The 20842-nt window shown below is 64.8% G+C and carries 19 protein-coding genes; 14 read left to right on the plus strand and 5 right to left on the minus strand.

Annotated elements, in window-relative coordinates:
- Nucleotides 1-27: 27 nt before the first annotated feature.
- A complete protein-coding gene (locus J1M81_RS21215) occupies nt 28-1032 on the minus strand; it encodes a M23 family metallopeptidase (protein WP_027496012.1) in 1005 nt (334 codons plus the stop codon).
- Between the two features lie 232 nt (nt 1033-1264).
- On the opposite strand from J1M81_RS21215, the gene J1M81_RS21220 reads away from it, so the two are divergent.
- The 3 genes from J1M81_RS21220 (at nt 1265) to sucD (ending at nt 5357) form a co-directional block, all read left to right on the plus strand.
- Nucleotides 1265-3127, plus strand: a complete 1863-nt coding sequence (locus tag J1M81_RS21220) for a hypothetical protein (protein ID WP_206498780.1) — start codon at nt 1265-1267, stop codon at nt 3125-3127.
- 146 nt (nt 3128-3273) lie between these two features.
- Complete coding sequence (sucC, locus tag J1M81_RS21225; RefSeq protein WP_027496014.1) at nt 3274-4437, plus strand: ADP-forming succinate--CoA ligase subunit beta; 1164 nt, start codon at nt 3274-3276, stop codon at nt 4435-4437.
- Nucleotides 4438-4445: 8 nt separating this feature from the next.
- Nucleotides 4446-5357: a succinate--CoA ligase subunit alpha gene (sucD, locus tag J1M81_RS21230; RefSeq protein WP_027496015.1), complete on the plus strand. Its 912-nt coding sequence runs from the start codon at nt 4446-4448 to the stop codon at nt 5355-5357.
- Between the two features lie 118 nt (nt 5358-5475).
- Here sucD and J1M81_RS21235 read toward each other — a convergent pair whose 3' ends face one another.
- Nucleotides 5476-5649: a hypothetical protein gene (locus J1M81_RS21235; RefSeq protein WP_155288490.1), complete on the minus strand. Its 174-nt coding sequence runs from the start codon at nt 5647-5649 to the stop codon at nt 5476-5478.
- A gap of 155 nt (nt 5650-5804) precedes the next feature.
- On the opposite strand from J1M81_RS21235, the gene J1M81_RS21240 reads away from it, so the two are divergent.
- The 11 genes from J1M81_RS21240 (at nt 5805) to J1M81_RS21290 (ending at nt 18731) form a co-directional block, all read left to right on the plus strand.
- Complete coding sequence (locus J1M81_RS21240) at nt 5805-6293, plus strand: hypothetical protein (protein WP_094716661.1); 489 nt, start codon at nt 5805-5807, stop codon at nt 6291-6293.
- 9 nt (nt 6294-6302) lie between these two features.
- Nucleotides 6303-6644: a DUF2200 domain-containing protein gene (locus tag J1M81_RS21245; RefSeq protein WP_206498781.1), complete on the plus strand. Its 342-nt coding sequence runs from the start codon at nt 6303-6305 to the stop codon at nt 6642-6644.
- Nucleotides 6645-6709: 65 nt separating this feature from the next.
- Nucleotides 6710-7933 carry an acyl-CoA dehydrogenase family protein gene (locus J1M81_RS21250; RefSeq protein ID WP_206498782.1) on the plus strand — a complete coding sequence of 408 codons (1224 nt, stop codon included), beginning with the start codon at nt 6710-6712 and terminating at the stop codon, nt 7931-7933.
- Nucleotides 7934-8040: 107 nt separating this feature from the next.
- Complete coding sequence (gene sfnG, locus J1M81_RS21255; RefSeq protein WP_027496019.1) at nt 8041-9165, plus strand: dimethylsulfone monooxygenase SfnG; 1125 nt, start codon at nt 8041-8043, stop codon at nt 9163-9165.
- Nucleotides 9166-9258: 93 nt separating this feature from the next.
- Entirely contained in the window at nt 9259-10476 is a 1218-nt protein-coding gene (locus tag J1M81_RS21260) for a DUF5336 domain-containing protein (RefSeq protein ID WP_206498783.1), read from the plus strand.
- Between the two features lie 72 nt (nt 10477-10548).
- Entirely contained in the window at nt 10549-12018 is a 1470-nt protein-coding gene (locus J1M81_RS21265; RefSeq protein ID WP_206498784.1) for a DUF6350 family protein, read from the plus strand.
- 79 nt (nt 12019-12097) lie between these two features.
- On the plus strand, nt 12098-12712 hold the full coding sequence (purN, locus tag J1M81_RS21270) for a phosphoribosylglycinamide formyltransferase (RefSeq protein ID WP_032365923.1): 615 nt from the start codon (nt 12098-12100) through the stop codon (nt 12710-12712).
- Complete coding sequence (purH, locus tag J1M81_RS21275; protein WP_032365922.1) at nt 12709-14265, plus strand: bifunctional phosphoribosylaminoimidazolecarboxamide formyltransferase/IMP cyclohydrolase; 1557 nt, start codon at nt 12709-12711, stop codon at nt 14263-14265. Before purN ends, purH begins: the two co-directional genes overlap by 4 nt.
- A gap of 149 nt (nt 14266-14414) precedes the next feature.
- Nucleotides 14415-15329: a hypothetical protein gene (locus tag J1M81_RS21280; protein ID WP_241258320.1), complete on the plus strand. Its 915-nt coding sequence runs from the start codon at nt 14415-14417 to the stop codon at nt 15327-15329.
- Between the two features lie 70 nt (nt 15330-15399).
- A complete protein-coding gene (locus tag J1M81_RS21285) occupies nt 15400-16785 on the plus strand; it encodes a sigma 54-interacting transcriptional regulator (protein WP_027496024.1) in 1386 nt (461 codons plus the stop codon).
- Complete coding sequence (locus J1M81_RS21290) at nt 16785-18731, plus strand: VWA domain-containing protein (protein ID WP_206498785.1); 1947 nt, start codon at nt 16785-16787, stop codon at nt 18729-18731. Before J1M81_RS21285 ends, J1M81_RS21290 begins: the two co-directional genes overlap by 1 nt.
- On the opposite strand, the gene J1M81_RS21295 is transcribed toward J1M81_RS21290, so the two are convergent.
- From J1M81_RS21295 to J1M81_RS21305, 3 genes are read right to left on the minus strand one after another with little or no spacing between them, the layout of a single operon-like run.
- Nucleotides 18732-19304, minus strand: coding sequence for a DUF1707 domain-containing protein (locus tag J1M81_RS21295; RefSeq protein WP_308051295.1), 573 nt, complete (start codon nt 19302-19304; stop codon nt 18732-18734).
- A 25-nt stretch (nt 19305-19329) separates the two neighbouring features.
- Entirely contained in the window at nt 19330-19794 is a 465-nt protein-coding gene (locus J1M81_RS21300; RefSeq protein ID WP_027496026.1) for a hypothetical protein, read from the minus strand.
- Between the two features lie 46 nt (nt 19795-19840).
- Entirely contained in the window at nt 19841-20767 is a 927-nt protein-coding gene (locus tag J1M81_RS21305) for an AEC family transporter (protein WP_032365917.1), read from the minus strand.
- Nucleotides 20768-20842: the final 75 nt, after the last annotated feature.

The following is a 20842-nucleotide window of genomic DNA, read 5'->3' on the forward strand; positions in this document are numbered from 1 at the left end:
CTTTGTTGTGAAGCGATGGAGAAGGACTCAGTCCATTTCGGGTCCGAGGGAGATTCCTCGGGACGCGAGCCAGGGGAGGGGATCGATCTTGACCTCACCCGGGAGATGAACCTCGAAGTGCAGGTGCGGGCCGGTGGAGAAGCCGCGGTTGCCCATGGTTGCGATCTGGTCGCCGGCCATGACGTTCTGGCCCACAGTGACTGTCGAGGTGTCGATGTGGCCGTAAACCGTGATCGTGCCGTCGGCGTGCTGCAGGCGAACCCACATTCCGAAGCCCGACGCGGGACCGGAATCGATCACCTTGCCGTCGGCGACGGCGTAGATGGGGGTTCCGATGGCATTGGCGACGTCGACGCCGGCATGCAGGACGCCCCATCGAGTGCCGAAGTTGGAGGTGTACGTGCCCTGAGCCGGGAGGGAGAACAGCGGCCGACGGGCCGCGGCCTCGCGTGCGGCCCGCTCTTCGCTGAAACGCTGGCCCTTGGCAAGCAGGTCGTTGAACTGGCTGAGGTCGACCGGTGCGGCGACGCTGAGGATCTGCGGTGCCTGCGAGGGAGTTGCGCTCGAAGCGTCGGCTACCGGCTCGTCGGCCTGCGGTGCGGTGGTGGCTGCGAGTGCTGCGGCGGCCGGTGCTTCACCCGCGGCGAGTGCGTACTCGGAGGTGGCGACTGCAGTGGGCGCATCGTCGTTGATGACGGCTTGCCCTGCGGCAACGACGGCACCGGCGGCCACGGCCAGCACGGCGGCGCGACCCTTCAGTGCGGTCGGAGGAACGGGGATGCGATGCGCTCCGCCGCGACGAGCCACGGGTGCGGCGTCTGCGGTGGTTGCGTAGGTCGTGACGACGGTCGGTGTCTCGTCGGCTGCTACTGCACCGGCGAAATCGGCTTCGACGTACTCGTACGTGGGGTAGGAATAGGCCTCGTATGCACTCGGCTCGGTGGTGGGCTCGTAGCTGTACACCGTGGTCGCGTCGTCCGCCGTCGGGCGAGAGAATCGGCTGGAAGTAAAGGACGCGCGGTGCTGCTGCAAGACCTACAACCTCCGATATCTGTGACCTGGCCGTTACTGAAAGACTCGGCAGACGGTAACGAAATGGTTGCGGCGCGCGCAAGTTAACAGCCGAAACCAGTGCAATATGTGAGATGGCTCACAGGGTGACCAGGGTTTATGTAGTGACACGCCACATCCGTATTCGGACACGAATGCGGCACGCACCGTGACCGACGGCTGGGGACGCGACCGAGCCGATACCGTCCTACGGGTGCCGACCCCCACCTTCGACGACTCGTCCGCCCACGGCTCCGACCGAGCCGAACCGCAACGTATCGCGCCGCAGGACGCCCGCGGCGGCGTGGAGGATCATTCGCCCACGTCGCGCATCGTCGTCGCCGTCGTGCTCGCTGTCGTCGCCGCACTGTGTGCCGCTGCAGCTCCGTTGATCGGCGTCGTCCAGGCCGTCGACGGTTCGCCGGTGGGCGGCGGAGTCTCGTCGGCCGCTGTGCTGGCCGTTTCGCTCCCGGTCGTGGTGGCGGTTGCCGCCGCCGTCAGTGCTGCGATGCGACGCGTCGAATTCGGTGCCGCTCTGCTCTCAGGCTTCGGCGCGGTGACGCTCGGAATCGCGATCCTCGATCTCGCTGTGCTGTCCGATCCGATCGATGCGAACCGGCTCGAGCTGTTCCGTCCCCTGAGCGCCGCGATGCTCGACGCCACCCTCGGCTCTCATGTTCTGCTCGCCGGTCACGCTGCGTCGGTTCTGGCGGGTGCGGCGGGGTGGTCGGCAGTGCATCGTGCAGCGCTCGGTGACGGGTACGGACATTCGGTCTACTCGGAGCACGTGGGACGAGCGACAGCGGGCCGGGTGGGTCCGCTGTTGTCGATCCTGCTCGGAGCGTTCGGTGTCGTGGCCGCCGCAGCGGCGTTCGCCTCGCTGTACCGGTCGGCCGATCCGGTGGTGATCGTCTCGGCGGTGGTGGAGTCGCCGGTGTTCGTGGCGGTGGGGTCCGCGCTGGTCGGAATCGGCGCACTCGTGGTCACGGCCTCGGCGTTGGCGTCGCTCTCGCCGGTGGTCGCGTCCGGTGCCGCCGTCGGCGCGGGTCTCGGGGTCCTCTCGTTCGCGGGTGTCGGTCTGCTCGCTGGAGTGGCTACCGGTGCTCGGATCGAGGCCGGCCTCGGGGCATACCTCGGCACCGTTGCCGGGCTCGGATTGACCGTCGGAGGCGCTGTACTCGCACCTGTTGCCTCCGGCCGTGATCGCCGCGCTCTGGCGGCGGCGCGATCCGTCGCCGAGGGTGGTCGGGGTCCGCGCGGGGTCGCCGGGCCCGGCACCACGAGGTGGCATGCGGCAGCAGGCAGTGCGGGCGTACTTGCCGGCGTACTGCTGGTGGTGGGGTCGCTGTTGCCGATTCTCGAGACCGACGCCGCGGGAACTGCGCCCACGATCCTGGCGACCCGCGTGGTGCTCATAGCGGGCTTCGTCTCGATTCTGGCCTCGGTGCCGCTGCTGTTCTCCGAGTTCGCTGCGGCGGCTCGTCCGTTCTTGTCCGTCTTCTGGCTCGCCGCGGTGTCGGCCGCGGCGGCCGTGTTGCAGTCGGTGGTGCTGGCCGAGGACCTCGCGGGCGTCGATACCGGGACGGGTGCCCTGCTGATCATCGCGGGAGTCGTGTTCGCGGCCGTCACCGGACTGCTGGCCCTGTTCGCCGGATCGGCCGAGCGTGACGACGTCGACACGTCCGAGGATGCGGCCACCTACTTCCCGGTGCTGGGAACTGCGCTCGTCGGGGCCCTTCTACTGGCAGTCGGATTGGCCCTGCCCCTGTATCGAGGCAGCGATCTGACCGCGGCGACCATCACCGAGTTTCCGTGGGGTTGGGACACCTGGGGGCAGCTGCTGCTCGCTGTCGGCGTCGTCGTCGCCGCCCTCGTTGCCGCCCGGGCCCGCCCCGCGCGTGGCAGCGTTCTGCTCGTCGGTGCGGCCGTCGCGGGCGTCGTTCATCTCGCGTCGTGGCCACTGACGTCCGCTCGCGCAGCCGACCCGGAGATGGGACCCGGTGTGGTGCCATCGGTCGCCGGAATCGTCGTTCTCGGTGTCGCGGCGGCACTTTCGGCTCGTCGCACCGATCGGTGACGCCGGTTTCACTGCGGCCACAGCGGTGAGATAGACCACATAGCATCCATGCGCCCGATGCGCCGTCGGGGCACCTGGATAAAGTCCATGCTCAGACCCGCTCACACCCCTGGAGCGGGCGTCAACGTAGACGAGACGGTGAGCTGATGGATCTCTTCGAATACCAGGCGAAGGAATTGTTCGCCAAGCATGGCGTACCCACCTCCGCCGGTCGTGTCACCGACACGGTCGCCGGAGCAACACAGATTGCCGAAGAAATCGGCAAGCCAGTAATGGTCAAGGCGCAGGTCAAGGTCGGCGGCCGCGGCAAGGCCGGCGGCGTCAAGTACTCCAAGGACGTCGCAGCAGCAACCGAGAACGCCGAAGCGATTCTCGGACTCGACATCAAGGGCCATGTCGTCAAGAAGCTTCTCGTCGCAGAAGCCTCCGACATCGCCGAGGAGTACTACATCTCCTTCCTGCTCGATCGCACCAACCGCACCTACCTCGCGATGTGTTCGGTCGAAGGTGGAGTCGAGATCGAGGTGACGGCGGAGGAGAACCCCGACGCACTCGCACGTATCCCCGTCGACGCAGTCAAGGGCGTCGACCTCGCGTTCGCTCGTGAGATCGCCGAGAAGGGCAAGCTGCCCGCCGAGGTGCTCGACGCCGCTGCGGTGACCATCCAGAAGCTGTGGGAGGTCTTCATCAACGAAGACGCTCTCCTGGTCGAGGTCAACCCGCTGGTTCGCACCCCCGACGATCAGATCCTCGCCCTCGACGGCAAGGTCACGCTCGACGCCAATGCAGACTTCCGCCAGCCCGGCCACGCCGAGTTCGAGGACAAGGACGCAGCCGATCCCCTCGAGGCCAAGGCCAAGGAGAACGACCTCAACTACGTCAAGCTCGACGGACAGGTCGGCATCATCGGAAACGGTGCCGGACTGGTCATGTCGACCCTCGACGTGGTGGCATACGCAGGCGAGGCACACGGCGGCGTCAAGCCGGCCAACTTCCTCGACATCGGCGGCGGCGCTTCGGCCGAGGTCATGGCCGCAGGCCTCGACGTCATCCTCGGTGACGAGCAGGTCAAGAGCGTGTTCGTCAACGTCTTCGGTGGCATCACCGCGTGTGACGCAGTCGCCAACGGCATCGTCGGCGCGCTGAAGAAGCTGGGCGACGACGCCAACAAGCCGCTGGTCGTCCGTCTCGACGGCAACAAGGTCGAAGAGGGCCGCAAGATTCTCGCCGACGCCGCGCACCCGCTGGTGACGCTCGCCGGAACCATGGACGAGGGCGCCGACAAGGCCGCCGAGCTGGCAGCGAAGTAGAGGAAACAATGTCTATCTTTCTGAACAAGGACAACAAGGTCATCGTCCAGGGCATCACCGGCGGCGAAGGCACCAAGCACACCGCCCTGATGCTCAAGGCCGGCACCCAGGTCGTCGGCGGCGTCAACGCACGTAAGGCCGGAACCACGGTCAAGCACGTCGACGCGCAGGGCAACGACATCGAATTGCCGGTGTTCGCTTCGGTTTCCGAGGCCATGGAGAAGACCGGAGCCGACGTGTCCATCGCGTTCGTGCCGCCGGCATTCTCCAAGGACGCCATCGTCGAAGCGATCGACGCGGAGATTCCGCTGCTCGTCGTCATCACCGAGGGCATCCCCGTGCAGGATTCCGCATACGCGTGGGCCTACAACGTGGAGAAGGGCAAGAAGACCCGCATCATCGGGCCGAACTGCCCCGGAATCATCACTCCCGGTGAGGCATTGGTCGGCATCACGCCCGCCAACATCTCGGGAACCGGCCCCATCGGCCTGGTCTCCAAGAGTGGCACCCTGACCTACCAGATGATGTTCGAGCTCCGCGACTTCGGATTCTCGACGGCCATCGGCATCGGCGGCGACCCCGTCATCGGAACCACCCACATCGACGCCATCGAGGCGTTCGAGGCGGACCCCGACACCAAGATCATCGTCATGATCGGCGAGATCGGTGGCGACGCCGAAGAGCGTGCAGCCGACTACATCAAGGCCAACGTGACCAAGCCGGTCGTCGGCTACGTCGCAGGCTTCACCGCTCCCGAGGGCAAGACCATGGGCCACGCCGGCGCCATCGTCTCCGGCTCGCTGGGAACGGCACAGGCGAAGAAGGACGCACTCGAGGCCGCAGGCGTCAAGGTCGGCAAGACGCCGTCCGAGACCGCTGCCCTCGCGCGCGAAATCCTGGAATCGCTGTCCGTGAAGTAGGACTCGCTTCTGAAAGAGCCCGCCACCGATTCGGTGGCGGGCTTTTTCGTGCCCCAATCCCTTGTGCGCGTTTTGCGTACCTGAAGGTACGCAAAACGCGCACGACGTATGGGCAGCGCTATTCGGTCTCGAACTTGTCCACTCGCCACAGGACGAACACTGTCATCGCTCCGAACAGCGCCGCCGCGAGTGCGTAGTAGAGCGATTCGAAAGTTCCTGCAGCCCAAGCCAGGACGATTGCGGACATCAGAAACAGCGCGACTTTGAAGTACTCGAACCTCTTGCGTGTCATGTCTTGCCCTCCCGTTCGGCGATGTCGCTGCCCATTCTTCCTGAAAAGTGTTGTGTTGCATAGTAATTGAAATGCACAATGAAGGTAAAGGGGGGTCAATAGCTAAAGTAACGACACTGTGCAACAATCTCAGCGACACCGTTCGGGGAGGGCTGATGTCGGAATTTCTGCACCGTCTGTATCGACAGGGGTGGCACGCGGACCCCGCTGTACGACCGGTCGGCCGGTTGATGATCGCGGCCATGGTGGTGTCGTGCCTGTATGCACTCGCCTCGGTGGCGCTGGCGAAGTCGCTGGCGGATTTCCAGATGCATCGACAGGGCATGGACGACGGCTCCCTACCGGCCTCGGCGAAAGCGATCGTCTACGGGGCCTACTCGCTGCGGGTGATCACCGTGGTCAGCCTGATCTTCGGCTACTCGTATCTTGTCCAGCGACTCTCCAGGCGCAGTCCATCCGAACATCGGCTCTTGTTGAGCTGGAGCATCTTCGGAGTTGCTGCCTACTCCTACCTGATCTTCACCCCGAATCTTCCGTGGACCCACGTGGTGCAAGCGATTCAAGTGGTCATCCTGCTGGCGGTCGCAGTGCTGCTGTTCACGCCTCGTGTGCGGGCCTACTTCGCGGGCGCGTCGGTGGACTAGATTGGCTCCGTGCACAACATCTTCACCACCGCCTTCGTGACGGTCCATCGGCTCTACATCAACAAGGTGGAGCGAAAGGGCCGCACCGAAGCGGAGGTCGACGAGATCGTCCGGTGGTTCACCGGGTTCGATCAAGCGACACTGAAAAAACACCTCGAGGCGGAGACGACATTCGAGGACTTCTTCGCGGCGGCGAACCTGAACCCGAACGCGACACTGATCACCGGAGTGGTCTGCGGCATCCGCGTCGAGAATGTCGAAGATCCCCTGATGAAGAAAATCCGATTGCTGGACAAGCTGATCGACGAGCTGGCCAAGGGCAAGAAGATGGAGAGAATTCTGCGTGGGTGATCCCGTTAGAATCACGCTGAATCGAACTGTGGTCATTGCTTCGACGCGGGACTTCACTGTGCGTCATGACAACTACCGAAAATCGTGCACTCGCCAAGAACTGGCCCGACGCTCCGACCACTGCCGCCGGATGGGTTTCTCGCGCAGGTGAGGTAGCGCAGCTTCTCGCTGTCGACGCCGTTGCTCGCGACAAGGGTCGTGAGCTTCCGTCCGCCGAGGTTCAGTTGCTCAAGGACGCCGGGCTCGTCACGCTGCTCGGTCCCGTCGAGCACGGTGGCGGCGGCCAGGATTGGCCCACGGCCTACCAGGTGATTCGCACCGTCTCGAAGGCCGACGGCTCGATCGGTCAGCTGCTGGGCTACCACCTTCTCTGGTTCTGGGCCGCGCGTCTGGTCGGTACTCCCGAGCAGATCGAGGCCGTCGAGGCCGATGCCACGAAGAACAAGTGGTTCTTCGGCGGTGCCGTCAATCCACGCGACAACGACGTGTCGGTCACCGACGAGGGCGACACCATCGTGTTCGACGGTTCCAAGACGTTCTCCACCGGCAGTCGTGTCTCGGACGTGACCGTGCTCGAGGGTGCGCTCGAGGGCAGTACCGATCACGTGTTCGCTATCGTGCCGTCGAACATCGAGGGTCTGTCCTTCCACGACGACTGGGACAACATCGGCCAGCGTCAGACCGAAAGTGGCAGCGTCACGATCGACAAGGTTCGCGTCGAGTGGGCAAGTGCAGCGGGGTTCGTGGACAAGGTGTTTCAGCCACGCGTCTACAACACCCTCAACGTGCCGACCATTCAGTTGGTGTTCGTCAACTTCTACCTCGGGATCGCGAGGGGTGCTCTCGAGGAGGCCGCGTCGTACACCAAGGACAAGACTCGCGCGTGGCTGCACAGCACGGTGGACAAAGCAGTCGACGAGCCGTACATCATCGACATCTACGGCGATCTGACTGCCAAACTGTGGGCCGTCGAAGCTCTGGCCGACGCAGTTGCGTTGGAAGGACAGAAGATTCACGACAACGCGTGGAACGTCACCGCCGAGGAGCGTGGTGACCACGAGGTGCGGGTGGCCGCAGTCAAGGCTCGCGCCACCGACGTCTCGCTCGAGATCACCTCGACCGTGTTCGAGGCCCTCGGTGCCCGCGCCACGGCCAGCAAGTATGGGTTCGATCGCTTCTGGCGCAACGTCCGTACCCACACCCTGCACGATCCGGTTGCCTACAAGCGACGCGAAGTCGGCCGCTGGGTGCTCACCGGAGAGCTGCCCGAGCCCACCTGGTACTCGTAGTCCCAAATTTCCGGCCCCGATCCGACCCCCGATTTCCGGATGAATGTGCCATCCACGCCATCTGAGTGCGTGGATGGCGCATTCATCCGATGAAGGATGACGCACACATGAGCACCGAAAAGATCGCCGACGCAATCAAGTTCGCGTACTGGGTTCCCAATGTCTCGGGTGGCCTGGTCACCAGCACCATCGAGCAACGGACCAGTTGGGACTACGAGTACAACAAGAAGCTGGCGCAGACCGCCGAGAACAACGGCTTCGAGTACGCGCTCAGTCAGGTCCGTTACGAGGCGAGCTACGGGGCCGAGTTCCAGCACGAGTCGACGAGCTTCTCGCTCGCGTTGCTGTTGGCCACCGAACGTCTGAAAGTCATTGCCGCCGTGCATCCCGGGCTCTGGCAGCCTGCCGTGTTGGCCAAGCTGGGAGCGACGGCTGACCACCTCTCGAACGGCCGTTTTGCGGTCAACGTCGTCAGTGGCTGGTTCAAGGACGAATTCACCCACCTCGGTGAGCCGTGGCTCGAGCACGACGAAAGATACCGTCGCAGTGCCGAATTCCTGCAGGTGCTGCGCAAGATCTGGACCGAGGACGACGTGGATTTCCGGGGCGATTTCTATCGGATCCACGATTTCACGCTCAAGCCGAAGCCGCTCAACACCCCGGAACGGCCCAATCCTGAACTCTTCCAGGGTGGTAACTCGTCCGCCGCGCAGGAGAATGCCGGCCGGTACTCCGATTGGTACTTCAGCAACGGCAAGGATTTCGACGGCGTCACCGAGCAGCTCGACAACCTGCGTCGAGTCGCGCGCGATCACCGGCGTGAGGTCAAGTTCGGGCTCAACGGCTTCATCATCGCGCGAGACAGCGAGAAGGAAGCGCGAGATACGTTGCGAGAGATCATCGACAAGGCCAACAAGCCTGCCGTCGAGGGTTTCAGAGGTGCGGTGCAGCAGGCGGGCAATTCGACGGCCGACAAGAAGGGGATGTGGGCCGACTCGACGTTCGAGGACCTCGTTCAGTACAACGACGGGTTCAAGACGCAGTTGATCGGCACCCCGGAGCAGGTTGCCGAACGCATCGTCGCCTACCGACGCCTCGGCGTCGACCTCGTTCTCGGAGGCTTCCTGCACTTTCAGGAGGAAATCGAATACTTCGGAGCGAAGGTGCTGCCGCTGGTGCGGGAGCTCGAAGCGGCCGAATCGAACGACCACGAGTTGGTCACGTCCCACTGACCTGGAGTTCCTCGAGCGGTCGGGTCCGTGCAGTAGCGTGAGATCTCGGACCCGACCGACCTGGGTACGGCACTATCAGGATGAGGAGACGCGATGACCTACTCGCCCGGCAGCCCTGACAACGGGGGCTCCAACTCTGGTGGCTACGGCGGAGGCGGACCGTCCTACGGCCCCCCGTCCACGCCGAATCAGTCCACGCCCAATCAGCCGAATCAGCCGTCGTCGGGTGCCTATCCCCAGTCGGGTCAGAACCAGGCGTTCCACCAGCCGTCGGTATCCAACCCGTTCGGCCCGCCCGTGCCAGGAACCTCCGCTCCGAGCGGGTCCGCGCCGGGCACGTCCGGGCACTCGACGAAGTCGTCCGGTGCCGGGCTCGCGCAACTGCCGAAGATCCTGACCTTCGTGGTGCTCGGTCTCGGTATCGTCAACTTCCTGCTCGGCCTGCTCGATTTCGTCACCGCCGAAGTGTCGTCGTCCGAGCAACTGCCCAGCGGCATCCAGACCTCGTTCAGCACCAACTTCTTCGAGTCCGGCGGAAGTGCGGCGTCGATCGCGTTTCTGCTCGCCGCCGGTCTGATCGCAGGTGCGTCGCTGCTGCAGAAGGATGCCCGGAACCAGGCCGTGATCGCGGCACTGGCCATCGCCGGATTCCTGGTGCTGGTCTTCCAATCGTTCAGCCTGCCCAGTGCCGAGGGCAACGAGTTCGCCAGCACCAGCAGTTCGCTCGGAATCGGCGCGATCCTGGTACTCGTGTTGGGCTTCGTGCAGGCAGCGGCCGCTGTGGTTGCGCTGCTGCTCGATGCAGGCATCGTCAAGGCCCCGGCACCCAAGCAGTCCGGCTTCGGGAACCAGGGTCAGCAGTCCGGTTACGGCCAACAGAATCCCTACAACGCGCCGACGACGTCGTTCGGTGGACCGTCCGGACCGCAGAACTACAGCAACCCGCCGGCCTACGGTCAGGCCCCGTCGAACACGACAGGCTCGTCGAACTTTGGGCAAGCACCGAGTGGACAGGCTTCCGGCCAGCATTCCTACGGTCCCGGCGCACAGTCGCCGTACGGCAATCAGCCTGCGCCGAACACCGGACCGCAGGGTGGCTATTCGCCGCCGCCCTACACCGGTCCGAGCGGTCCGCCCGCAGGGCAGGCCTACCCGCCGAACCAGTACCCGTACGGTGGCCAGCCGTCCGGTTACGGTCAGCCGTCGAGCACACCCGACGAGTCCGAGTCGGGCTCACAGTCGACGCCGTACGGCGCACCGACTCAGTCGTTCGGTGCGACTCCCGCCGACGACGACAACAAGCGCGACTGATTTCGCACGTCACACTCGACTTCGCGGCGCGCCTGACCGGCGTGCCGCGTCGTTGATGCGAATCTCGTAGTGATGAGCGATCTATTGAACCGAGATACTCGACGCGCGGCCGCACGCAGTTCCCGTGTGAGCACCGGGCCTACGCCCGATCAGTCACGAACGCTCGCTGCAGTGGCCTTCAAAACCTCCGGGCTGGTGGTGGTCATCGCCACGACTCTGGTCCTGATCACCCTTGTCTCGGTCAACAGCGATCTCACCGGAACCCTTGGTGCCATCGCCGGTTCCTGGTTCGCGGTGCACCTGGTGCCGCTGAGTATCGGTGGCACGTCGATGGGCGTCGCCCCGATGCTTCCCACCCTCGTCGTCGCCTGGTCCGTCGCACGCACGGTTCACCACGCGGTGGACGAGACCACCGACCGCCGCATGGTCAGGTGGGTGTTCGCCGCGTCGATGGCCGGACCCCTCGCTTTCACGGCCATCGCTCTGGCCGTCGCCAAGGATGCGTCGACGGTCATCGGACTGTCGAGCCCCAACGCACTCGTCGCCTTCTCGTGGGTGGCCGGAGTGCACGCAGCGGCCTCGGGCACCGGCCTGATCCACGCTCGCTGGGATGCCCTGGTGATCGATCGACATCTTCCAGATTGGGTACGCGCACTCGTTGCGCCGCTCGTGCGGTCCGTTGCGGTGCTGACGGCAGGCGGTGCCGCCATCGTGCTGTTTGCGCTGCTCGCCTCCTGGGACACCGCCGGTTCGCTGCTCGACAACGGACGCACCCTCGTCGGCATGCTGGGACTGACCGTGCTGTCGGTGCTGTACCTGCCGAACATCGTCCTCGGTGCCCTCGCCGTCGCGACGGGGTCCTCGGCGAGCTTCGGAGACGCAACGGTCAGCCTGTTCTCGACGACGGGCGGGCCGCTCCCGCCGCTTCCGATCCTCGCCGTCCTCCCCGAGGGCTCCGCGCAGACGATCTGGATCGTCATGCTCGTCGTTCCCATCGCAGCCGGGCTACTTCTGGGACGCGACTGCGCGATCCGAAGCGTGGACGTCCAGGTCGCGGTCTCCTCGGTGTGGGCGGTAGCCGCCGTCACCGGAGCCCTCGCCGCGGTGTTCGGCTATGCCGCAGGCGGGAACCTCGGCACGTTCGGAACAGTCGAAGTCACCGTGTGGAGCTTCGCACTGTTGACCTTCGCCTGGCTCGGCGTCGTCGGATCCGTTTCGGCGGCCATCGTCGTGTGGCGTCGAGCAGACCCGGAACCCGACCACGAACCCCACGACCGATCCGGTACCGAGCAGCCCGTGCCGGCGACCGTGCCCGCAGTAGACCTGGCCATTCGAGCGCCTGCGTCGGAGCCGGACGAGGCTGTCGCGGACACCGTCGTCGAGGCCGAGGTCGTCGACGAGAAGCCGGTCGTGACAGTGGAAGCAGACGATCCGATCGCGGCAGACGCCGAATCCGAGGAACCGCTCGAGGCCGAGATCGTCGCTCCGCCCCCGGCCCAGGACGACGCGTCGAGCACTGCGGAGGACGGACCTGCCCGGTAGGGGCGCGGGTCGGAGCGACTAGGCTTTCTGCTGGCTCGAACGATCCCCTCGATACCTCAGGAGTAGTGCGCTGACTGCCTTGCGTGAGACACCCGCGCGGGTCGTCGTCCTCGCGTCGGGGACCGGCTCGCTCCTGCAGTCGCTCGTCGCCGCGACAACTGCCGAGGACTACCCGGCACGCATCGTGGCCGTCGGAGTCGATCGAGAGTGCGCGGCCGCTAGTCATGCCGACGATGCCGCGATCCCACATTTTCGTATCGGCTTGCGAGACTTCGCCGATCGGTCTGCCTGGGATGAGGCGCTCACCGACGCTGCACTGGGGTTCGAGCCCGATCTGATCGTCACCGCAGGGTTCATGAAGATCCTCGGTCCTCGATTTCTCGACGCGTTCGCCGGCCGAATCGTCAACACGCACCCCGCGCTGCTGCCGTCGTTCCCCGGTGCGCACGCCGTTCGAGACGCGCTGGACCACGGCGTGAAACTGACCGGTTCGACGGTGCATCTGGTCGATTCCGGTGTCGACACCGGGCCGATCCTGGCTCAGGAAGCCGTGCCCGTTCTCGACGGCGACGACGAAGCGGCATTGCACGAACGCATCAAGACTGTGGAACGACGGTTGCTGGTCGACGTGATCGCAGCGGTCGCAGCCAAAGGTGTCACCTCCGATGGACGAAAGGCTCAGATAATCCGATGAGTGAACGTAAAGCGGTGCGCCGCGCACTGGTCAGTGTCTACGACAAGACCGGACTGATCGAACTTGCGACCGGTTTGCATGCCGCGGGCGTCGCTCTGGTGTCCACCGGATCGACGGCGAGCAAGATCGCCGACGCCGGAATCCCGGTCACCAAGGTCGAGGACCTCACCGGATTCCCCGAAACCCTCGAGGGTCGCGTCAAGACGCTGCATCCTCGCGTCCATGCCGGGGTCCTTGCCGACACCCGCAAGCCCGAGCACCTGGCTCAGCTGGACGAGCTGGGCATCGAGGCGTTCGAGCTCGTCGTGGTCAACCTGTACCCGTTCACCGAGACCGTCGCCAGCGGTGCGACGCCCGACGAATGCGTCGAGCAGATCGATATCGGCGGCCCGTCGATGGTGCGCGCCGCGGCCAAGAATCACCCGTCGGTCGCGGTTGTCGTCGACCCGAGCCGGTACGACGACGTACTCACCGCTGTCTCCGGTGGTGGATTCACGCTCGCCGAGCGCACATCTCTTGCCGCGCAAGCGTTTCAGCACACCGCGGCCTACGACGTCGCAGTGGCGTCGTGGATGTCGAGCGTCCTGACTCCCGACACCGAGACTGTGTTTCCCGAGTGGATCGGTGGCACATGGGACCGCTCCGCAGTACTTCGGTACGGCGAGAACCCGCACCAGAAGGCTGCCCTGTACGTCGACTCCTCCGCTGCTGCCGGCATCGCTCAGGCCGAGCAGCTGCACGGAAAAGAGATGTCGTACAACAACTTCACCGATTCGGATGCGGCCTGGCGGGCAGCGTTCGATCACTCGGAGCCCACCGTCGCGATCATCAAGCACGCCAATCCGTGCGGAATCGCCGTCGGCACCGACATTGCCGAGGCGCACCGAAAGGCGCATGCGTGCGATCCGGTGAGCGCCTACGGCGGCGTCATCGCGGCCAACCGTGAGGTCACCGTCGAGATGGCCGAGCAGGTCGCCGAGATCTTCACCGAGGTGATCATCGCGCCGTCCTACGCCGACGGTGCACTGGGAGTGCTGCAGCGCAAGAAGAACATTCGAGTTCTGCTCGCAGAAGCGCCGCCCACGTCGGGGGTCGAACTCAAGCCGATCTCCGGCGGGGCACTGCTGCAGCAGAGAGACGTCATCGACGCCGACGGCGACGATCCGGCCAACTGGACCCTGGCCGCCGGCGAACCCGCCGATGAGCAGACCCTCAAGGATCTCGAATTCGCCTGGCGTGCAGGACGAGCCGTGAAATCCAACGCAATTCTGCTCGCCCATGACGGCGCGTCGGTCGGCGTCGGAATGGGCCAGGTCAACCGCGTCGACGCCGCCCACCTCGCAGTCCAGCGTGCCGGGGATCGCGTCGTCGGTTCGGTCGCATCCTCCGATGCCTTCTTCCCGTTCCCCGACGGCTTGCAGGTCCTCATGACGGCGGGCGTCAAAGCCGTTGTGCAGCCCGGTGGTTCGGTCCGCGACAACGAAGTGATCGCTGCTGCCCAGGACGCGGGCGTGACGCTGTATCTGACGGGTTCGCGGCACTTCGCCCACTAGCTGCTCCGTCGAGATCGCAGTTGTGCAGCCTTTTACACCATTTCCGCTCGCGTAATTGCGATCTCGACGATCTGTGGATGAACGAAACCATAATCCACAGATTGGCCTGCTGGCCGTTTCGAGGGGCTCGACCCTGCCAGGGTTGAGCGATGGGGATCGAGTCAGGACCGTTTCGTGGGTCGGTTGCAGTGCAGTCGGGAGCATTGAGTCGTCACCGACTGAGCCGCGACTATGTACGAGTGTTCCGTGACACCTATGTGCCCGCGAGAACCACCCTGGATGCGCGGACCCTGGCTGTGGCGGCATCTGTGTGCGTCGGCAACAGCGCAATTGTCGCGGGTACTTCGGCGGCCGCCATACATGGCGCGCGATGGGTCGACGCCTCGGTGCCGCCTACCGTGCTTGCGCGCGAAAAATCACATCGAATACCAGGGCTGATCCTCCGGCGCGACTCGATCGAGCCCGCCGATGTGCTCGTTGTCGGCGGGGTGGCGGTGACCACCCCGGTGCGGACCGCGTTCGATATCGGGCGATGGGTTCCGCCACCGCAGTCCGTGATCTTCCTCGATTCACTCATGGCCGCGACCGGCCTCGAGCGGGATGCGGTGAGTGCATTCGCGTCACTGCGTCCGGGGTGTCGGGGTATCCGGGTGCTGCTCGACGCCCTCGGTCGGGTGGATGGAGGCGCGGAATCGCCGCAGGAGACGCGCACCCGACTGTTGCTGATCGACGCTGGACTTCCGAAACCCACCACCCAGATCGACATTCGAGATGCGCGTGGTCGATTTGTCGCGCGGATCGACATGGGGTGGGAGAGGTGGCGTGTCGGGGTGGAATACGAGGGCGTGCAGCACTGGCTCGACGAGCGTCAGCGACTCGAGACATCGAAAGGTACGAGGACTTGCAGCAGTGCGATTGGCATATCGTTCGAGTCAATTCCGAACAACTCCGCCGTCGTCCCGACGAAGTGGTCCGCCGAGTTCGGGCCAAGCTCCGTGAGGCAGGAGCACCGGTCTAGCGAGATCGCAGTTGTGCAGGGGATTTGTCCAGTTCGGGTGGCATAAGTGCGAACTCGGCGGAACCACAACGGACCACTAGATGGCAGCAATCGTCAAACGCTCGTAGCGTGGAGAAGTGACCTCCACCAAACCTGGCATCTCCACTCTCGGCGAACTCAAGGCATCCGGACATCGGCAGCGGTCGATCAAGGAAGAGCTCCGCGAAAATCTTTTGACGGCGTTGCGTGACGGCGAAGATCCGTGGCCGGGGATCGTCGGCTTCGGGTCGACGGTGCTGCCGCAATTCGAGCGCGCGATTCTGGCCGGTCATGACGTCGTTCTGCTGGGTGAGCGTGGGCAGGGCAAGACGCGTCTGCTGCGTACCCTCAATCTGCTGCTCGACGAGTGGGTGCCGGTGATCGCCGGTGCCGAACTGGGCGAGCACCCGTACGAGCCCATCACCCCTGCGAGCATTCGTAGAGCGAAGGAACTGGGCGACGACCTGCCCATCGAGTGGCGGCACCGCAGCGAGCGGTACGCAGAGAAGCTCGCGACCCCGGATACCTCGGTGGCCGACCTCGTCGGCGATGTCGATCCGGTGAAGGTCGCCGAGGGCCGCAGCCTGGGCGACCCGGAGACCATTCACTTCGGTCTGGTTCCGCGGAGTCACCGCGGCATCGTGGCGATCAACGAGCTTCCCGACCTCGCCGAGCGCATCCAGGTGTCGCTGCTCAACGTCATGGAGGAGCGCGACATTCAGGTCCGCGGGTACACCCTGCGGCTCCCGCTCGACGTCATGTTGGTGGCCAGCGCCAACCCCGAGGACTACACCAATCGCGGACGCATCATCACCCCGCTCAAGGACCGCTTCGGTGCCGAGATCAGAACGCACTACCCGCTCGAGCTGGACGACGAGGTAGCCGTCATCGATCAGGAAGCGGACCTGCAGGCCGAGGTCCCGGCATACCTGCTCGAGGTGCTCGCTCGATTCACTCGGCTGCTGCGCGAATCGCCGTCGGTCGACCAGCGCTCCGGCGTCTCGGCGCGATTCGCGATCGCCGCAGCCGAAACGATCGCTGCCGCAGCGGTTCACCGCGCCGCAATACTCGGCGAAGCAGACGCCGTGGCGCGGCCGGTGGACCTGGGAACGATCATCGAGGTGCTGCGCGGCAAGGTCGAGTTCGAGTCGGGCGAAGAAGGCCGCGAAATCGAGGTCCTCGAACACATGCTGCGACGCGCGACGGCCGATACCGTCCGGGCACACTTGGGTGGCCTGAACCTCGCGGCGTTGGTGACGGCCGTCGAGACCGGCGACCCGATCGTCACCGGCGATCGCATCACCGCAAAGGCTCTGCTCGACGAGCTGCCCGACGTGGCCGTGATCGGGGACATCACCGAGCGGTTGAAGGCGACCTCGGACGGCGAGAAAGCAGCCGCCGTCGAACTGGCGCTCGAAGGTCTCTACCTCGCGCGGCGAATCTCCAAGGATCCCGACGACGACGGCCAGACGGTGTACAGCTGATGCGTCGCTCCAGGTACGGGCGCTATCACGAGGGCCCGGATCCACTGGCTCCTCCCGTCGATCTGCGGGAGGCGTTGGATGCGATCGGCGAGGACGTCCTCGAGGGGGCGTCGCCTCGCCGGGCGTTGCAGGAGATGCTGCGGCGCGGAACGAAGAACATGCGCGGGCTCGACGACCTCGCGGCCCAGGCTGCCAAGCGTCGCCGAGATCTGTTGAAGCAGAACAACCTCGATGGCACGTTGCAGGAAGTGCGTGAGCTGCTGGACGAGGCGGTGCTCGAGGAGCGTAAGGCGTTGGCGCGTGCCCTCGACGACGATGCGCGGTTCCAGGAGATGCAGATCGGCGATCTGTCTCCGTCGACCGCCCAAGCGGTGCAGGAGCTCTCGGATTACGACTGGCGTTCGTCGGAGGGGCGCGAGAACTACGAGAAGATCAAGGATCTGCTCGGCCGCGAGATGCTCGATCAGCGATTCGCCGGCATGAAGCAGGCTCTCGAAGGTGCCACCGAGCAGGATCGCCAGGCCATCAGCGAGATGCTGAAGGACCTCAACGAACTGCTCGACGCCCACAACAAGGGCGAGAACACCGACGAGCAGTTCGACGAGTTCATGAACAAGCACGGTCAGCATTTTCCGGAGAATCCGAAGAATGTCGACGAGCTACTCGATTCACTGGCGGAAAGGGCTGCCGCCGCGCAGCGACTACGCAACTCTCTGACTAGCGAGCAGCGAGCCGAGTTGGATGCGTTGGCCCAGCAGGCCTTCGGTGATTCGAACCTGCTGGATCAGCTCGATCAACTGGATCAGAATCTGCAGCAGGCCCGGCCCGGTGAGGACTGGGACGGTTCGCAGAACTTCCGCGGCGAGAACGGAATGGGCCTCGGTGACGGTACCGGGGCACTGCAGGACATTGCCGATCTCGAGAATCTGGGCAATCAGCTCTCGCAGCAGTACAACGGGGCGGCGCTGGACGATATCGACGCCGATGCCCTGCTGAAACAGCTCGGACCGGAGGCTGCTGCCGACGCCCGGATGCTCTCGGAGCTCGAAAAGGCGCTGCAGCAGCAAGGTTTCATGGACAAGGGTGCTGACGGTCAGTGGCGTCTGTCGCCCAAGGCCATGCGCCAATTGGGGCAGTCGGCGCTGAAGGATGTCGCTGGAAAGCTGTCTCGACGCGGCGGCGAGCGAGATACTCGTAAGGCCGGCGCGATGGGTGAGCCGACGGGAGCGTCGCGCACCTGGGAATTCGGCGACACCGAACCGTGGGACGTGACCCGCACGGTCAACAATGCCGTCTTGCGTACGGCTGCACAGGGATCGGGCTTTCCGGTGCAGCTACAGGTGACAGATGTGGAGATCAGCGAGACCGAAACCCGGACGCAGGCTGCGGTGGCGTTGTTGGTCGACACGTCGTTCTCGATGGTGATGGACGGCCGCTGGGTGCCGATGAAGCGCACCGCACTGGCTCTGAATCATCTGGTGAGTACTCGTTTTCGCGGTGACGATCTGCAGCTGATCGGATTCGGCAGGCATGCACAGACTTTGACGGCCTCGGAGCTCGCCGGCCTGGACGGTGCCTACGATCAGGGCACCAATCTGCATCACGCGTTGATGCTCGCAGTGCGGCATCTGCGTCGTCATCCCAATGCGCAGCCGGTGGTCTTGATCGTCACAGACGGTGAACCGACGGCTCATCTGGAGCCGGACGGCCATGCGTATTTCGATTACCCGCCGTCGTCGAAGACGTTGGGGTTGACGGTGCGTGAGCTCGATACCGTCGCGAAACTCGGTGCGCAGGTGACGATTTTCCGTCTCGGCGACGATCCCGGTCTGGCCCGGGTGGTCGACAAGATGGCCGAGCGGGTCGGCGGCCGGGTGATCGCGCCGGATCTGGACGGATTGGGTGCTGCGGTGGTGAGCGACTACCTCAAGCGTCGGCGATCGTAGTCATTTCTCAGCTGCCTTGATGTCCACCGAGACTCCGCCCCAGAAGGCGAGTCCGGTGATCACCACTCGGGGCGCACCGGGGTGAGTGGCGCTGACGTGCTCGAATCCGCCCATGATTCCGGTGCCGCGGACCTCGACGCCGATGCCGGGCGGCACGGTGATCTCGGTGCCGCCCATGATCGCGACGCAGTTGATCGTGGTTTCCTGGGCCGAGAACGTCGCTCGGCGTAGGTCGAGTTGCACTCCGCCCCAGAAGGCGAGGGCGTCGATGCGTGCGGCGACGGTCCATTCGCCTTTGCGTACCGATCCGCTCATGATCGCGATGGCCCGATCGGTCTGGGGCGCACCGGTCTGCGTCGTCTGCGGAGGTGGGGTGAGGGCCAGATCGTCGGTCAACAGGTCCAAGTCGCCGTAAGTCTTCGCTCGGTACGCCGCGGCCGTCCGCTCGTCGTACTCGGTAACGGTCAGTTGACCGTTGGCGAACGCGTCGCTCAGCAGCTGCGCCACGAGGTTGCGATCGGCATCGGCAGCGCGCACCGTACTTCGATTTCGGTCGGGTAGTTGGTCGCTCACCGGTCGGACATTACCGGCGACCGGGTCAGGCCGCATTCAGGATTGCGCGATGACCCAGCGGCGACGCCAGCGTGATCTGCATGGTGGCGTAGACGGCAACCATGATGCAGGACTTGTCCTCGGCGTCCGGTCTGGTCCCGGTCCGCAGTTCGATCGTGACGGCCGTATCGGTCTCGGTCACCGTCGCGTCGGCTCCGTAGCACTCGGGCGTGCCGGTGACGAAGTGCACCGCGATGGTGTTGGGGGAGACCTGGCTCCACGACTCGAACGGAGTGGTCGTCGCGCGGATCAGATCCGGGGTCGACTCGAACATCGTGCCGACGTCGCCGACGGGAACTTCGTGGGGGACGGGCGGCGCGCTCGGTTGCTGGACGAACCCGATGGGGGTGGTGGAGTTCGTTGTCGGTGTCGTCTCGTCGTCGTCACCGGCGGCGGTGCTACAGCCGGCCAAGAGCAGGCACAGCATGACACCTGCAGCGAGAAACCTCATGAACCCAAAGTAGCGCTGGGAGCTGAGGAGAACCTTTGCGTTCGTCTCATGCCAGCAGCACCGTGACGAGTGCGATGACGGGAATCGAGACCAGGGTCGTGACGAATGCCGTGTCACGGGCCAGAACGACCCCTCGCTGGTAACGGCTCGCGAAGACGAAGACGTTCTGCGCCGTGGGCAGTGCCGAGACGACGACGATGGCGAACAGGTCGTGCCCGTCGAGGCCGAAGACGAATCGGGCCATCAGATACCCGAGCAGGGGCTGCAGCGCCATCTTGAACAGGGTCGCCAGAGCCACGTCTCGTCGCGGGCTGATGCCCTTCTGCAGCACCCGCGCGCCGTACAGCGACAGTCCGAACGCGAGCAGTGCACCCGGAACGGACAGGTTGCCGACGAGTTGGAACGGCTGCATGAGCGCCTCGGGGAGCTCGAATCCGGTGATCGACAGTACGAGACCCGCGGCCCCGGCCAGCACGATCGGGTTTCGGAACGGCGTCGTGACCGTCTTGAACAGAGAGACCTCGTCGATTTTGGTGGAGATGTCGAGGACGGTCACCGCGATCGGCGTGTAGATCATGATCTGGAACAGCAGCAGGGGAGCGACGAAGTTGGCGTCGCCCAGAACGAACACGGCGATCGGGATACCGAGGTTCGCGGCATTGACGTAGGAGCTCGCGAGGGCGCCGACGGTCGCGTCGGGCACGGCGCGTTTCAGCGCGAGCTTCGCGATGACGAAGTAGATGGCCCCGACGAGCAGCGCTGTGGAACCGGCGACGGCAAGAACGGGGGACAGGATGACCGACAGGTCCGAATTGGCCAACGTGACGAACAGCAGCGACGGTGTCGCCACGAAGAAGACCAAACGGCTCAGAACAAACTGGCCGTGTTCGCCGAGGACTTTCAGATGGGCGAGCAGGTAGCCCAGTGCGATGACGACGAAGATGACGGTGAAGCCTTCGAGAACGCCGGACATCGTAGAACTGCTCGTTTCTTGCTGGGAACGACAGAAAGGCCACGTAGCCCCAGGGCTACGTGGCCTTTCTCGAAA

The organism is Rhodococcus sp. KRD175, assembly GCF_017168275.1.
Classification (GTDB): Bacteria; Actinomycetota; Actinomycetes; order Mycobacteriales; family Mycobacteriaceae; genus Rhodococcoides; species Rhodococcoides fascians.

What these genes read in the sequence shown, in the direction of transcription:
- J1M81_RS21265 (WP_206498784.1), top strand. Translation starts at nt 10,549, where the DNA reads ATGAGCGATCTATTGAACCGAGATACTCGACGCGCGGCCGCACGCAGT.
- purH (WP_032365922.1), top strand. Translation starts at nt 12,709, where the DNA reads ATGAGTGAACGTAAAGCGGTGCGCCGCGCACTGGTCAGTGTCTACGAC.
- J1M81_RS21300 (WP_027496026.1), bottom strand. Translation starts at nt 19,794, where the DNA reads ATGAGGTTTCTCGCTGCAGGTGTCATGCTGTGCCTGCTCTTGGCCGGC.
- sucC (WP_027496014.1), top strand. Translation starts at nt 3,274, where the DNA reads ATGGATCTCTTCGAATACCAGGCGAAGGAATTGTTCGCCAAGCATGGC.
- J1M81_RS21290 (WP_206498785.1), top strand. Translation starts at nt 16,785, where the DNA reads ATGCGTCGCTCCAGGTACGGGCGCTATCACGAGGGCCCGGATCCACTG.
- sfnG (WP_027496019.1), top strand. Translation starts at nt 8,041, where the DNA reads ATGAGCACCGAAAAGATCGCCGACGCAATCAAGTTCGCGTACTGGGTT.
- J1M81_RS21305 (WP_032365917.1), bottom strand. Translation starts at nt 20,767, where the DNA reads ATGTCCGGCGTTCTCGAAGGCTTCACCGTCATCTTCGTCGTCATCGCA.
- J1M81_RS21250 (WP_206498782.1), top strand. Translation starts at nt 6,710, where the DNA reads ATGACAACTACCGAAAATCGTGCACTCGCCAAGAACTGGCCCGACGCT.
- J1M81_RS21280 (WP_241258320.1), top strand. Translation starts at nt 14,415, where the DNA reads ATGGGGATCGAGTCAGGACCGTTTCGTGGGTCGGTTGCAGTGCAGTCG.
- J1M81_RS21260 (WP_206498783.1), top strand. Translation starts at nt 9,259, where the DNA reads ATGACCTACTCGCCCGGCAGCCCTGACAACGGGGGCTCCAACTCTGGT.
- J1M81_RS21240 (WP_094716661.1), top strand. Translation starts at nt 5,805, where the DNA reads ATGTCGGAATTTCTGCACCGTCTGTATCGACAGGGGTGGCACGCGGAC.
- sucD (WP_027496015.1), top strand. Translation starts at nt 4,446, where the DNA reads ATGTCTATCTTTCTGAACAAGGACAACAAGGTCATCGTCCAGGGCATC.
- J1M81_RS21235 (WP_155288490.1), bottom strand. Translation starts at nt 5,649, where the DNA reads ATGACACGCAAGAGGTTCGAGTACTTCAAAGTCGCGCTGTTTCTGATG.